The organism is Salinimicrobium xinjiangense DSM 19287 (genome assembly GCF_000423585.1).
GTDB classification, from domain to species: domain Bacteria; phylum Bacteroidota; class Bacteroidia; order Flavobacteriales; family Flavobacteriaceae; genus Salinimicrobium; species Salinimicrobium xinjiangense.
In genome coordinates this window covers 126,384-140,350 of record NZ_KE384057.1, presented here as the reverse complement: position 1 = coordinate 140,350, position 13,967 = coordinate 126,384, and the positions used below count along the sequence as shown (strand labels likewise).

The following is a 13,967-nucleotide window of genomic DNA, read 5'->3' as shown; positions in this document are numbered from 1 at the left end:
TGTTCTGAATTTTGATACAAAATAGAAATTATTCTTCCGGAAATATGTTCAGGTTTTCTTAATTCTGCTGCTGAAGTTGAAATATCCGGAAGTCCAGGAACTTAGATGACCAGAATATCAGATTTTTTTTATTACCGGCCCTCACTAATTATCCTGCCATCTTCCATTGAAATGATCCTGTCTGTACTTTGGGCGAAATCATGGTCGTGTGTAACGATCAACAACGAAAGACCCTGCTCATCACTCAACTGCCTGAATATTCTAAGGACATTTTCGGAATTATGGCTGTCAAGATTTCCCGTTGGTTCGTCTCCCATAATTATAGCGGGATCATTTATTAGCGCCCTGGCAATAGCCACCCGTTGCTTTTCTCCGCCCGAAATACGGGATGCTTTTTTCTGTGCCAGTTCGGCTATCTGCAGAATTTCAAGTTTGTGAAGGGCATCGGTCCTTATTTCTTCATTTGATTTTTCTCCCAGCTTACGAGCCGGAAGCATAATATTCTCCAGTACTGTAAACTCGGGGAGCAGGTAATGAAACTGGAATACAAAGCCTATATGCTTGTTTCTCACATAAGCCAGATAATCCGGATGCTTGCCAGTGAGCAGCTCATCATTTAAGTACAATTCTCCTTCATAGTCGGTATCCATAGTGGACAAAATGTACAGGAGAGTTGATTTTCCGCAACCGGATTTCCCCATAACAGATACAAACTCTCCCTGATTCACCTTAAAATTGATATCCTTCAGAACATGGAAATCCACGGGTTTTCTAAAATGCTTATCAATATATTTAGCCTCAAGAATTGCCTTCATAATCAAATTCCGGTTATGATCCTCACAGGATCGATCTTTCGGGCCTTCCGCGATGGAAAGTATCCGGCAAAAAATGTCGAAAGCATAGCAAAGCTGATCCCGATAACATAGAAGGCCATATCAAAATTCACCGGATAAGTCTCCACTGTTGGCAATGCCTCTGTATCAAAGGGAGTATTACTAATTAATACGGAAAGACCATAACCCAGAAGCAGCCCGATAACACCTCCCAAAAAGCCTATAATTAGCGCCTGACTCATAAAGATCAACTGCACATCTTTTCCTGAAAAGCCTGTAGCTTTTAAAATGGCAATATCGTTCATCTTCTCATATATCAACATATTCAGGATATTATAAATTCCAAAACCGGCCACTACGAGTAAGGTTATGGAAACCGCATAAGTGATGAGGTTTCGAACTGTCGTTCCGGTTTCAAACTGGGCATTGGCCGTTTGAACATCGATTGCCGTTAATCCAAACTGCTTCTCCACAGCTTCAGCAATAGGAATTGCTTCTTCTATATCAAATAATTTTAGATTAATATCAGTTATATAACTTTCCGGTTCCCCAAGAATTCGCTGAACCGTACCAAGGTTGGTATAACTTTGCACATTATCGATTTCAACAATTCCGCTTTGATAGATCCCAACGATCTTAAGTGGAAAAATATCGCCTTTAACGGTCGTTACCTGAACCCTATCCCCTACTTCCAGACTTAATTTCTCTGCCACCCCTGCACCAAGAATGATCCCGTTAGATGTGTTGTGTAGATCCCTGGCGCTGCCTTTTACAATATAATCTCCAAGGTTGAAAAGCTCTTCCTCTTTTAGAATTTCAACCCCCGAAAGATTCCCACCCAATTCAATGGAGCCTGCCACATAAAACACCTGTGTCTTCACCTGCGGAATAGCACCTTTTACCCTTTCATCTCTATTGAGATATTCCATGAGAGGTTTGGCATTATGGATCTTCTTTTGGGACAGCTTTGGCCTGACTGAATAAACTACGTTAAAAGATCCGGCCACACCATCGGTCAAAGTTACCGGCTGCTCCTCTGTCGGCTTGATCTCATTGAAGATATGAACATGAGGCGTTTGATTCAGGATAAGATCGTCCAGCATCTGGTTAAGACCGGTCATGAAACTCACAAGAGTAATATAGGAACCTATACCAAAGGTGACGCCCAGAGCAGCAATAAGCGTTTGCCGCAGTTTACTCACGAGGTGCGTTTTGGCAATGCTCAATATTACTCTGTACTTTTTCACTCCTCAGGTGGTAATAATTCTGTCTTTGCGGTAATTCCGTTTTTTATCTCTATGGAATCTATACTTTGAAGGCCGGTAATAACCTCAACGATTCCATTCTCTGTCCTTACCCGGTTTTTCCCAATTAGAAAACTGCGCGGAATCACGAGCGCGTTTTCCCTTTTTGCCACCACTATATTGGCTTCCCCGGACAATCCCGGCAATAAAACTTCGGGCGCCTCCTCAAAAAGTGCTTCTACCAGGAAAGTCTGATTCCGTTCATCCTTCTTTGGATATATCTTGTGAACTACAGCAGTAAAAATGATCTCCGGATAGGCATCCAGCCTAAGATAAACAGGCTGCCCTTCTCTCAGCCTTACAATGTCCTCTTCATCTACCAGCATCTCTATAACAAATTTGTTTGCACTCCCTAAAGTAACCAACGGCTGAGTCGGACTTACAATCTCCCCCGGATTTTTATGTAGAGCATAAACTTTTCCATCTATTTTACTGGTGACAGAATAGTCGGTAGTATTCACCTGGGATGCCCTGTATGCATTCTGCGCCTGTTTATAACGGGTCTCCAACTCTTTTTTGGTTCGATTATATTCATTCTGAAGCCTTTCCAGAGCTGTTTTTGATTTATCATAAGCCAGTTTTTTGCTTTCAAGATTGGTTCGGGAACCGATTTGCTGCTCCCAGAGCCGCTCCTGCCTTTTGAAATTCACTGAATCATTGAGATACTGAAGTTTAGCGGCTTTTATTTCCTCCTCAAGACTGGAAAGAACCGCTGCGCCACCTTCCAGGTTCTCCCGGGCCAGTTGCAGGTCTAAAAGGGCATTTTTGGATGCTATTTCGGGATTGGTCTTTATGATCTGCACCAATACATCACCTTTATTGACCAGGTCACCCTCCTCCACGAGATTCTCATCCAAAATACCGTTTACCACGGTAAAGGCCTGGTAAAGACTATCGGGCTGCACAATCACTGAAGCATAGACAGACTCTGTGATACTGGTTTCTATGGGATAGATCTTTTCCTGCTGTTGCTTACAGGAAATAAGGAAGACTAAGGTTACTGCTAAAAACCAACTCCTGTTCATAATTTGCTTTTGATAAATTTAGTCCAAAGCATGATAATCAGCGATGATATTCATCAGGTAAGACACAGGCGGGTAAAAGTTCTCTAAACCTCTTTTTTCCGATAGGTAAAACTTCTCTCCTCCCCTTTCCTCATTGTAAATTCTTCTTCATTAACTACAATCCTTATAATGTCCTGCCACCCTCCATGACTTTTAAGGAAAAGCAGGTCTTGTGTGAGTTTTATTTCAAGCCAGTGTCGACGATACCTGCATCTAAAATTTATTTCCTGAACATTGGGAGGTAGCCCGGGGTTAAAATACAGCCGTTCTTTTTTAAATTCCATACCGGTGTAACAGCGATGAATAAGATCTACTGTTCCGGCCATTGCTCCAAGGTGTATTCCCTCTGCAGTTGTACCTCGCTGAATATCGAAAAAATCACTAATGAGGGCTTCCTTAAAGTCTTTCCAGGACTCCTCTCTGTGCGACCTGGCATAAACCCAGGAATAAACTACTTTGCTAAGAGTTGAACCATGGGATGTTATTTTCCGGTAATAATCAATATTTAGAGGAATTTGTTCCTTTGGCTCAAAAGCATATCCCATAAGTGCAAATAATTCGACAAGCTCTTCAGAAGAGAATAGATAAAAAAGCATCAATACATCTGGTTGCTTTACTGCCTTATAATTTTTTACATCATCTCCTTCCTTCTCTAAAATACGATCCAGTCGCATGGACTCCCCATATAATGAATGGTACCTGTTCCAGTCAAGGTCCTTTAAATCACTAAATCCTTCAAATTGTTCTATAATTTCACCGTCTTTTAAAAAGGGAACAAACATTTTCTTACAAATATTCTTCCAGCGGGAAAGCTCTTCTTCATTTATCTCCAATAATTTGAGAAGATCCCTGGCTCTTCTATCATTAAGTTTCTCGAGTGCATATAAAGCATGTCTCAGCGTCCAAACTACCATAATATTGGTATATGCGTTATTGCGAAGACCAGCTTCGGAAGAATTGGGATAAGAGGTGTGATATTCGTCCGGACCAACGACCTCATGAATCTCATACTTCTCTCTTTTGTCGTTAAAAATTACCTTGCTCTCCCAAAATTTTGCAATTTCCAGCAGTAATTCTGCACCGTAAAAAGAAAGGAACTGAAGATCTCCTGTCACCTGGAAATACTGCCACACATTATAAGCTATAGCCGCATTTACATGTCGTTGTAAATGTGTATTATCTGGCAACCAGTTTCCAGATTCAGGATTAAGGTGTAATACCTGTGTTTCTTCGCGCCCGTTGCTTCCGCTTTGCCATGGAAACATAGCGCCTTTCAGGCCTTCTTTGGTGGCTGCAAATCGCGCTTCCCGCAGCCTTCTGTAGCGGTACAAAAGTAATGCACGGGTTAATTCGGGAATTGTGATATTATAGAAAGGAAAGATGAATAGCTCATCCCAGAAGATATGTCCGCGATAAGCTTCCCCATGCCATCCCCTGGCCGGGATTCCTACATCTTCATCAATGGTCTTGAGGCTAAAGGTCTGAAAAAGGTGAAAAATATGCAGCCTTAGTAATAGTTGATCATTATCCCCGTCAGCCTTTAAGGTAATATCGCTCTGTCCCCATAGCTCCTCCCAGGCCATTTTATGAAACCGGAAAATTTCATCAAATCCAGAGCTCCTGGTTACCAGCTTCTTTGCCTCATATAAAGGATCGGCCATGGCCATGTCCCTGGAGATATAGATCGCTACAATTTTTTCAACACTGATGATCTTATTTTCCCGGGCTTCAAAAATGAGTTCCTGGGCGACATAATCCTGTTCTATAACATTTTTCCTTTCTAAGGCAGGCTCATATAATTCAAAATGCAGCAGAGTCCTGCAGGCCTGTGCCATAACAATTTCAGACTGGCTGCTTCTCACTTTAAGAAAAATTCCGTCTTCTTCAAAACTTCCTGTTTCGAGGGAAATAAGGTGTTGACCATTGAGAGCCCTGTAACGGTCAACACCGGAGTTGGTTATCTTTGCATTTAAAGCGGAATGAATAGTTAAACGACCTGACCAGTTGAGGGGCTGCAGCTCCCATTTTATGCCTGCAATATGCATTTCTGCCATACTCGCTATCCTGCGACTAATAAGTCGGGATTCATAACCCATCTTATCCCTGAATATCACTTCTCGCTCTAATATTCCCTCTTTCAGGTTTAGGGATTGCTGAAATTCCAGAATTTCAACAGCATCAATATCAAACCAGTCTCCATCCTCCACTTTAAACCTCAACAAAGTCCAGTCGGGCCAGTTCACCAGGTCTTCATTTTCAATGACACGTCCGGCAATAGTAGTTTCAAGCCGGTTATAACCTCCGGCGAGATAAGTTCCCGGATAATGAATATTGCCCGGCAATGCGCTTTCTGCAGCAGCCCTGGTGGCGAAATATCCGTTACCAACAGTACAAAGTGATTCTCTAAGAGACTCTTCCTGAGGAGAATATTCTAAATATTTAATTTTCCAGTCATCCATTTTAGGTGCCTTCTCTACTTATTAACTTTCGGAAAAAGATTTTTACATCTTCAAGGTCCTGCAGGGAATAATCTGCATAAGTGTTCTGACTATGTTCTCCCACGAGAATTCCAAGTCCGTGCTCTACTTCCCGAAAGGCATCTTCATCTGTCACGTCATCTCCCACGTAAATGGAAAAAGGTTCTTCTTCTTCAGAAATCACACTTTTAAGAAATTCCACTGCTTTACCTTTATGCCAGTCGATATTGGGGCGTATCTCAATAACCTTTTTCCCTCCTGCTCCGGCTAATTCCGAATAATCTTTTAATACATTACTTACGGTCTTACGAACTTCCTGCTCCTGCTCAGGTTTCACCTGCCGGTAGTGAATGGCAAGTGTAAATTTCTTTCTCTCGAAATCTACCCCTTCGATCTCCTTCAGCTTTTCTCGCATCAAAGGTTCGATTTCATTAAAAAACGGAAGCACCTTTTGAGCTTCCTCATTTTCCCTGAAAAAGCCATTAGGACCCGAAATCTCGTACCCATGGCTACCGGCGTAATATATTCCCGGTAACTTAAGTCTCTTTTTCACATCGGCCATTCCCCGACCGCTTATCACTGCCACCGGATAAATCTCTGCTAAACGCTTTACCAGCTCCCTCATTTCTTCGGAAATTGCCGCGTCTGCATGATGTTCTACTATTGGCGCCAGAGTTCCGTCGAAGTCCAGGAACAGCAAGGGTTTTTTCTGAAGATGTTTTTTACTTATTTCTGAAAAATGTTCGAGAGCCGACGGAAGTTCTGCGGCTTCCCGGCCTCTTTTAAATTCTATTTCCAGTTCCTGAAGGTTTTTCACGGCAAATTGAGCCCCATGTTCCAAAAGTTCTTCTTTTGAAGAAGCATTTTCTATTCCTATAACCAGCCGGAAATTTCCGTTTTTTCCAGCTTCCACTCCCGCCAGGGCATCTTCAATGATCAATGCCTCTTTTGGTTTCACCTGTAGTTCTTTGGCAGCTTCTAAAAATATATCCGGTGCCGGCTTTCCGGGAAAATTTCTTTCCGCTGAAGTATTGCCGTCAACTACAGTGTCAAAAAGGCCATTTTCAAGCCCTGCTATTCTCAGGATCTTCCTGCAGTTCCTGCTGGAGGATATGAGCCCGATCCTTATCCCCTGTTCCTTCCAGGCCCTTAATTGTTCAACATTCTTTTGATTTACCTGTACTCCTTCTTCGGCTACAACTTTTCCAAACACCAGGTTCTTTAGATTTCCAATTCCGCATACCGATTCTCTGTCGGGTTGATCTTTGGGACTGCCAAAAGGAAGATCCAGTCCCCGGGAAGCCAAAAAGTTCTTCACCCCATCATATCGCGGAATTCCATCAATATGACGGGCATAATCTTCATCTGTAAAAGGTAAAAAGGACTCTTTCCCCTCCTTCTTTCGGCGCTCGTTGTAACCATCAAAGGTCTTTTTCCAGGCCTTTTTATGCTGCCCGGCTGTTTGCGTGATCACCCCGTCAAGGTCTGTTATTGCTGCTTTAATTAGATATTTCATATTCTCTATTTAAAAATCTTTTTTAAACAATTTGATAGTCTGAATGATAAAGGTTGGCAAAATGGCGGCTACTCCAATCAAAAACCAGTGCCTTGGTTGCAAAGGCTGGAGATTGAGAACTTCGGCTACTACGGGAATAAAATAGGCGGCAAATACAGCTGCGGTACAAAAAGCTATCGCCATCCACACATATTTATTTCTGGTTACCTGGTTGTTTATAAGCGGTTCGTTTCCACTTCTCATATTAAACACGTGCAGAAACTGGGCAAAGGCAAGGCTTAAAAAGGCGATATTATTATTAATTCCTTCCGTTTCCTCCCAATGGAAATGAGAAAAGAAATAGGCTCCTGTCACACTTGCGGCTATGATAATGCCATATATCACTATCTGCATCCAGTTCCTTCGGCTTATGATAGGCTCTTTAGGATCTTTAGGTGGCATCTTCATCACATTAGGAGTTCCTTCTCCTATTCCAAGTGCCAGGGCCGGGAACACGTCGGAAAGCAGATTGAGAAAAAGTAGCTGCAGCGGCAGAATCGGCAAAATGAACAGCGAAAAACTAATCAGTGCGATCAGGATAATTTCTGCAAGGTGATAGGAAAGCTGGTAAAGCACAAAGCGTCTGATATTTCCGAAAATGATGCGTCCCTGTTCCACAGCTTTAACAATAGACTCGAAGGAGTCATCCTTAAGCACCACATCTGCAACTTCCTGGGCTACCTGGGTGCCCCGTTTTCCCATGGCAATTCCGATATTCGCCTTCTTGAGAGCCGGGGCATCATTCACCCCGTCGCCGGTCATGCCCACTATTTCACCGAGGTCCTGAAAATGCTTTATCAGACTAAGCTTTTGCCCGGGATCTACACGTGAAAAAATGGAAATATCAGTTACTCTTTCCTTGTTCTCTTTCTCGAGTTCCTCATTGAGATCTTTGCCGTGTAGAGCCGGCACCTCATGGTCTTCCTCTGATAGAATATTTACTTCCCGTCCTACATTTTTGGCAGTTCCGGGATGGTCACCGGTCACCATCACCACCTTGATACCTGCAGCTTTACAGGTCTCAATCGCTTCACTCACCTCTTTACGGGGCGGATCAAGAAATCCCAACAGCCCTACAAAGATCATCTCATGGAGAAAATCTTCAGCCTCTTCTCCCGTTGGCAGATCCTTTGTTGTTTTGTAAGCAAAGCCCAACACTCGCAGCCCGTCCTCTGCCATTTTATTATTCCTCTTCTTCCACTTTTCTTTTTCCTCCTGAGTTAGTTTTACCGGTTCCCCATCTTTAAGGATCTTTTCTGAGCGCTCTAAAATGGCATTTGTAGATCCTTTCCCCGCTACATAGAGACCCCCATTTTCCCGGTAAATGGTACCCATCACCATAGATTCAGAATCAAAAGGATCGTGTAGTTCCCGCTGTAACTCCTGTAGTTGATCAAATAATTTCCTATCGTACCTGCTAACAAAATCCAACAGCGCAATTTCCAAAGGGTCTCCTTTTGCCTTTCCTTTTGGGTCTTTGGCTTTACCATTATCTCCGGAAATGGCCGTCTCCGGTTCTTCCAGAGAAGCATCATTAGCCAGTACAGCAATTTTTATTAACTCCTTAAAATTATTTTCAGTAGTCTGCTGCAGTTCCTCTTCCAGTTGGGGCTTATTGTCATGCCAGTCAACTTTTAGTAGCTGATCGTGCGGAAAAAAGAAACTGTGCACGGTGAGTTCATTTTTGGTGAGGGTTCCTGTCTTATCTGTAAAGATCACTGTGGTCTCTCCTAAAGTTTCTACAGCACTGAGGCTTTTGATGAGGACATTCTTTTTTGCTAAACGTACCATTCCGCGGGCCAGGGCGATACTGGCAACAATGGGTAAACCTTCGGGAATGGCAGCAATGGCCCAGGCAATGGAGGTTTGAACCAGTTGATAAACTTCTTTACCTGCGAGCCAGCCAAAGAAGAAAAAGGCGGCCGCCATTGCAAGGATCACGTAAATAAGTTTCCTGGTGAGTCTGTTGAGTTTTTGGTTAAGCGGAGTTTCTTCCTGCTCCTGTTCCTCAACCAGGGAAGAAATATTTCCCACCTGCGTATCCATTCCGGTGGCAAAGACCAGAGCGGTTGCAGTACCTGCCGTTACAGCAGTACCTTTGTATAAGGTGTTTGTGCGATCGGCAACCTGCAATTCCTCCTTTATGACTTCCGACGTCTTCTCTACCGGAACAGATTCGCCTGTCAATGGGGATTCATCGACCGTGAGTTCGACAGCCTCCACTATACGGGAATCTGCCGGAATAAGGTCCCCTGCTTCAATGCTAATGAGGTCTCCGGGAACGATTTCTTCGGCATCGATCTCCTTTTCTTCAGCATTCCTGATCACAGTAGCTCTTATCTTATCCAGTTTCTTAAGGGCCTGCATGGATTTTTGGGCCTGGAACTCCATCCAGAACCCAATACCAGTGTTGACCAGCAGTACAATGAAAATAGCAACACCTTCAGGAATGTCACCAAAAATCAACGCCAAAGCAGCAGCAGCGAAGAGCAGGTAAATCACGGGATTGTTGACCTGAGACAGGATAAGATCCCAGATACTTCTTTCTTCAGACTCTTTTAATTTATTTCTTCCGTACTGCTTTAATCTTTCATCTGCTTCCTCGTTGGTAAGGCCGTCTTTTAAACTTGAATTCAGATCATGGGCAACCTCTTCTACCTCCTTCCGGTAAGCTTCTGTGCTTTTAAGCTCCTGCTCTTCGCCTTTGCTCATAGTTGCTGATTTAGATACGGTTTACCTCAGGATTCCACCAGATTAGGTTTCAGATCATTTTTCCCTCTCCCGAGGTTTGCTCAAGCAGCTGTTGATAAAGCATCTCAACATCCTTCTTTTGGAGCAATTCTGTTCCGGGAGATTTAATAGTAGCGCTACCACATGCCAGCCCGAATAAAATGGCTTTTTCGACAGGCTCACCCTTTGAAAGGCTGTACACCATCCCTGCAACCATGCTATCCCCTGCACCTATAGAACTCACATGCTCCACCTGTGGCGCAGGATAATGCAACACCTTTCCTTTTGTAGCCAGCAAAGCACCTTCCCCTCCTAAAGAGAGGACAATAATTTCAACAGGATACTTGTCCAGGATATTCAGCAGTACACTTTTTTGTTGTTCCCTTGTTTCTGCTGATTCCCCGGTAATATCCTTAAGTTCATTTTTATTGGGTTTTAAAAGGTAAGCACCTTCTTCCAGCACTCCTTTATATGATTTTCCGGAGGTATCGAGAATAAATTTGAGGCCGCACTTGTTGGCTCTTGCCGCTGCCTGCGCATAGAAATCGGCCGGAGCGTCGGGTGGAAGGCTTCCGCTGGCGACGAGAAAGGAACCTTTTTCACATTCATCTACTTTTTCCAGCAAAGATTCATAGTCCCCTTCCTGAAGTTCAACTCCAGGAAATCCAAAGCGGTAAAGATTCCCGGTAGAGATTTCGGTTATGGCAAAGTTCTGTCGCAGGTCATTCGCAACCTTTACAGGATCCTCTTTTACTCCTTCTTTCTTTAGCAGGTCAGAAAATAATTTGCCTGTATGTCCTCCTTTGGTATACACTGCTGTAGATTCACCACCCAACCTCTTGATCACTCGGGAAACATTAACTCCACCACCACCGGGGTCAATGAGTGGTTTCTCACACCTGAGCTTTTCATTAGGCTCCAACTTTTCTGTTTTTGAATATATGTCAATGGCCGGATTGGCTGTAAGAGTAATGATCATTGCTGGTATATTAGTTTAATGTGACGTTCTCTCTAATTTACAGATTAGTTTTCCAATAGGCTCAACCGGTACCGTAAAATTTGCTTAAATGTCTTTTCCTAATCGTTGTCTAAGAATACTCTTTACCCTCGGTATGCTTTCTACATCCAGAAGGTTCAAAGCGGGAACGCCACAAAGTTTTTCTACCAGTTCCCTTCCGCCAAGTGTATTGGATGAGATCCCGGTAACTATATCCGGCTTTACATTAAAGGCATCCATAATTCCCATTACTGCATAAGGATCTGACGCATTTAGGATCACACATTTCACCTGATCTTTTATTCCCAGATAAGCTATCTCTCCGTTATAAGGTTCTAACGGAGAGGCCCCAATTTCAATCACCGCCACATCTGGAGCTTCGGCACTTATTCTGTCTAATATATACTCAAGTTTTTCTGTATATTCTTCGGGAGGACAAATTGAAGATGGCAGGCCTGCATCTACAAAATCAATAACAGCATCGGCCCCTACATCCTTTACTGCCAGAATATCCTTGAGCCTGCCCGTGCCGGTGATTTTTCCTCCCATAACTTTAAATCCTGCGGCTTTAAGAATGCTGGTCACTATACGGGCACTGGTGGTTTTACCTGAAGACATGGAAGTGCCTATAAACAATATTACAGGAGTTTCAAATTTGGTATGTGCTACAGGTTTAATAAAGTCATCCATCGTAAGCTTTTTCCCGTCCCTGCAGGCATGACCCAGGTACTTGATCTCCATGAATTTTGGAAGAAAAACAGATTTTGAGGTAAGTTTTCCTAACAAGCCTCCCCAGCTCAACACATGTAACATTCCATCCTCTTCCACCTCTTTCCAGGTACCTGTTGCCTCCAAAGTAGCATGACGTATTCCCAGAACCCCTACCAGGGTATCACCATCCATCACTCCACGCAATCTTCCATTTGTCAGCTCAAGTTTGGCTTCATTTGTACCCACATCGATTATTTTGCAGACAACATAATCTCCCGTAGCCCACTTCTCCTTTTGCAGTTTTTTGATCTGGAATTCCTTCTCTGCAAGATCGGAAGTCCTTGTTAGTGCGGTAAAAATGTATCTGTGATCCATGGCTTCAGGTTTAGATATTTAAAGGCTTCTCCATCAGGAGTAGTGTGAGCAGCGATGTTCGTTCAGCAAGACTTTCTGTGAATATGAATTCGTGATGTGCATGGGCACCATCCCCGGTTGTTCCCAATCCATCAAGAGTTGCTGTATAGAGGCTGGTGGTATTACCATCAGATCCCCCACCGGCAGTAGCCTCCTGTAGGTCCAGGTCGAGCAGTTTACCTCCGGCTTTTGCCCGCCTCCATAGTTCCTGATTTCTTTTAGTTTTTTCCATGGGAATTCGGCTTATTCCTCCTTCAATTTTCATGTTCACCTCCTTATGTAAAGGCTTCAGAGAAAATATTTTTTGAGAAATATAATCAGCATCTTTCTTATTGTATACCCGCACATCAACAACAGCACTGCTTTCAGAAGCTACTACATTGGCTGAAGTTCCTCCTGAGATCTTTCCGACGTTAATTGTTATTCCCTTTTCGGGATCGTTCATTTCAAAAAGTTTTTGAACCTGATTTGACAACTCTACTATGGCATTAACACCTTTTTCGGGGTCAAGACCGGCATGAGCCGCCCGTCCCTGCACCTTTAAAGTAAATTTACCAATTCCTTTTCTTGCCGTTTTTAATCTCCCCTCCAGTCCAAGCGGAGGTTCCAGAATAAAGGCCCGATTTGCAATTGCGGCTAACCGGGCTATAGCAGGTGTGGATTCCCGGCTCCCTATTTCCTCATCTGTATTGATCAATACCACCGGCAGCACCTCCGGGCGAAGTTCCATGTTTTCCAGACACCGCAGAGAAAAAAATATCTGAGTAAGCCCGGCTTTCATGTCATATATCCCCGGTCCCATAAATTTTTCCTTTTCTTCATGAAGGGGCATTCTCTCAATACTATTAATTTCCCATACGGTATCGCAATGCCCTATTAATAATTGTAAGGGAATATTCTTTTTTCGGTTTTGCGGCCGTGCGTACAAATATCCCCCTGTCTCTTTTCCCGGTACCCGTAACGTGTAATAGTTGAGCTTTTTAAATTCTGATTCAAGGAAATTCATTATTCCATCCAGGGCCTGCAGGTCTTGGGAGGGAGATTCCATCATGACCAGCTCCCGGAGAAATTCCTTCATTTGTCCTGTTTGCGACTCCACCTGTTTCCGCATCTCTTTGGCCATATGTGTGGAAAGTGTCATTTTCTAAAGTCTTCAGGAAAAGGAAACCTGTGGGTATTACTTACTCTCGCAAACCTGTCTGGAGCAATAAAGGCAAGAAGGTTATATTCATTCAACTGTTCCTGGGCATCACTATCTGAAACCCGTCGGTATTCTTTTTTTACATACGCCGCTGTGATCTCTCCGGTAATGATGCTGTTCTCACCAAACCCGTCAATTATTTTAAAAAGCGAACATTCAAAAATGAGATAGGCATCACGAAGCACGGGAACATCCAGAGATTCTGCACGTGCCACAGGAAGACTACTTACCACATCCCGGTATTTGGAAATAAGTTCTTCCCGTGATGTAGCACTAATTGAAACCGGTACTATATCTTCGGGAAGTGGAAAACTTACAGTGAATTCACCTGTTCTTCGGATATTCTGATAGGTACTGTGTTCGGGAGTACAGACAAAACCGAAATAATTTTCAAACCCAACAGGAAAAGCCATATGCTTTGGAGCCATGTCGTATTGTAATCCTTCCCGGGTACCAACTACAACAAGAGGAGCAACCATAAATATCCTGTCCCATACAGCAGTAGAGAGATCAAGGAAGGAGTAATTACTTCTATCTGTAATTTCCATAAACAACTTTTTAAATCTCCTTCAATTTACTGCTATAAATATTGGTTATTAATGACATACGTCACTTTCCTGTGGTTTTCAAATATGAAAATCCTTAACTTACATAACTATTATCCTCTTATTTAAAATAAAT

General features: G+C 43.2%; 10 protein-coding genes. All 10 read right to left on the bottom strand.

All coding sequences use genetic code 11. The annotated features are described in order from the left end of the window. Nucleotides 1–131: 131 nt before the first annotated feature. The 10 genes from G564_RS0117125 to G564_RS0117080 all read right to left on the bottom strand — a co-directional run bounded on the left by G564_RS0117125 (nt 132) and on the right by G564_RS0117080 (nt 13,834). Nucleotides 132–815, bottom strand: a complete 684-nt coding sequence (locus G564_RS0117125; protein ID WP_029038742.1) for an ABC transporter ATP-binding protein — start codon at nt 813–815, stop codon at nt 132–134. Nucleotides 816–817: 2 nt separating this feature from the next. Continuing rightward, complete coding sequence (locus G564_RS0117120; protein ID WP_029038741.1) at nt 818–2,080, bottom strand: ABC transporter permease; 1,263 nt, start codon at nt 2,078–2,080, stop codon at nt 818–820. After that, a complete protein-coding gene (locus G564_RS0117115) occupies nt 2,077–3,162 on the bottom strand; it encodes an efflux RND transporter periplasmic adaptor subunit (protein ID WP_029038740.1) in 1,086 nt (361 codons plus the stop codon). Before G564_RS0117115 ends, G564_RS0117120 begins: the two co-directional genes overlap by 4 nt. A gap of 83 nt (nt 3,163–3,245) precedes the next feature. Further along, complete coding sequence (locus tag G564_RS19565) at nt 3,246–5,660, bottom strand: glycoside hydrolase family 65 protein (RefSeq protein WP_037374216.1); 2,415 nt, start codon at nt 5,658–5,660, stop codon at nt 3,246–3,248. Between the two features lies 1 nt (nt 5,661). After that, nucleotides 5,662–7,194: a trehalose-phosphatase gene (gene otsB / locus G564_RS0117105; RefSeq protein WP_037374213.1), complete on the bottom strand. Its 1,533-nt coding sequence runs from the start codon at nt 7,192–7,194 to the stop codon at nt 5,662–5,664. 9 nt (nt 7,195–7,203) lie between these two features. Then, nucleotides 7,204–9,945, bottom strand: coding sequence for a cation-translocating P-type ATPase (locus G564_RS0117100; protein ID WP_029038738.1), 2,742 nt, complete (start codon nt 9,943–9,945; stop codon nt 7,204–7,206). A 49-nt stretch (nt 9,946–9,994) separates the two neighbouring features. Next, nucleotides 9,995–10,942, bottom strand: a complete 948-nt coding sequence (locus tag G564_RS19560; RefSeq protein WP_051205581.1) for a 1-phosphofructokinase family hexose kinase — start codon at nt 10,940–10,942, stop codon at nt 9,995–9,997. Nucleotides 10,943–11,026: 84 nt separating this feature from the next. Then, the gene (locus tag G564_RS0117090) at nt 11,027–12,046 is read right to left on the bottom strand and encodes a DUF1611 domain-containing protein (RefSeq protein ID WP_029038737.1); all 1,020 of its coding nucleotides are present in this window, start codon (nt 12,044–12,046) and stop codon (nt 11,027–11,029) included. 10 nt (nt 12,047–12,056) lie between these two features. Beyond that, nucleotides 12,057–13,226, bottom strand: coding sequence for a M20 family metallopeptidase (locus tag G564_RS0117085; protein WP_029038736.1), 1,170 nt, complete (start codon nt 13,224–13,226; stop codon nt 12,057–12,059). Beyond that, nucleotides 13,223–13,834: a flavin reductase gene (locus G564_RS0117080; RefSeq protein WP_029038735.1), complete on the bottom strand. Its 612-nt coding sequence runs from the start codon at nt 13,832–13,834 to the stop codon at nt 13,223–13,225. Before G564_RS0117080 ends, G564_RS0117085 begins: the two co-directional genes overlap by 4 nt. Nucleotides 13,835–13,967: the final 133 nt, after the last annotated feature.

What these genes read in the sequence shown, in the direction of transcription:
- G564_RS19565 (WP_037374216.1), bottom strand. Translation starts at nt 5,660, where the DNA reads ATGGATGACTGGAAAATTAAATATTTAGAATATTCTCCTCAGGAAGAG.
- G564_RS0117115 (WP_029038740.1), bottom strand. Translation starts at nt 3,162, where the DNA reads ATGAACAGGAGTTGGTTTTTAGCAGTAACCTTAGTCTTCCTTATTTCC.
- G564_RS19560 (WP_051205581.1), bottom strand. Translation starts at nt 10,942, where the DNA reads ATGATCATTACTCTTACAGCCAATCCGGCCATTGACATATATTCAAAA.
- G564_RS0117085 (WP_029038736.1), bottom strand. Translation starts at nt 13,226, where the DNA reads ATGACACTTTCCACACATATGGCCAAAGAGATGCGGAAACAGGTGGAG.
- otsB (WP_037374213.1), bottom strand. Translation starts at nt 7,194, where the DNA reads ATGAAATATCTAATTAAAGCAGCAATAACAGACCTTGACGGGGTGATC.
- G564_RS0117125 (WP_029038742.1), bottom strand. Translation starts at nt 815, where the DNA reads ATGAAGGCAATTCTTGAGGCTAAATATATTGATAAGCATTTTAGAAAA.
- G564_RS0117090 (WP_029038737.1), bottom strand. Translation starts at nt 12,046, where the DNA reads ATGGATCACAGATACATTTTTACCGCACTAACAAGGACTTCCGATCTT.
- G564_RS0117080 (WP_029038735.1), bottom strand. Translation starts at nt 13,834, where the DNA reads ATGGAAATTACAGATAGAAGTAATTACTCCTTCCTTGATCTCTCTACT.
- G564_RS0117100 (WP_029038738.1), bottom strand. Translation starts at nt 9,945, where the DNA reads ATGAGCAAAGGCGAAGAGCAGGAGCTTAAAAGCACAGAAGCTTACCGG.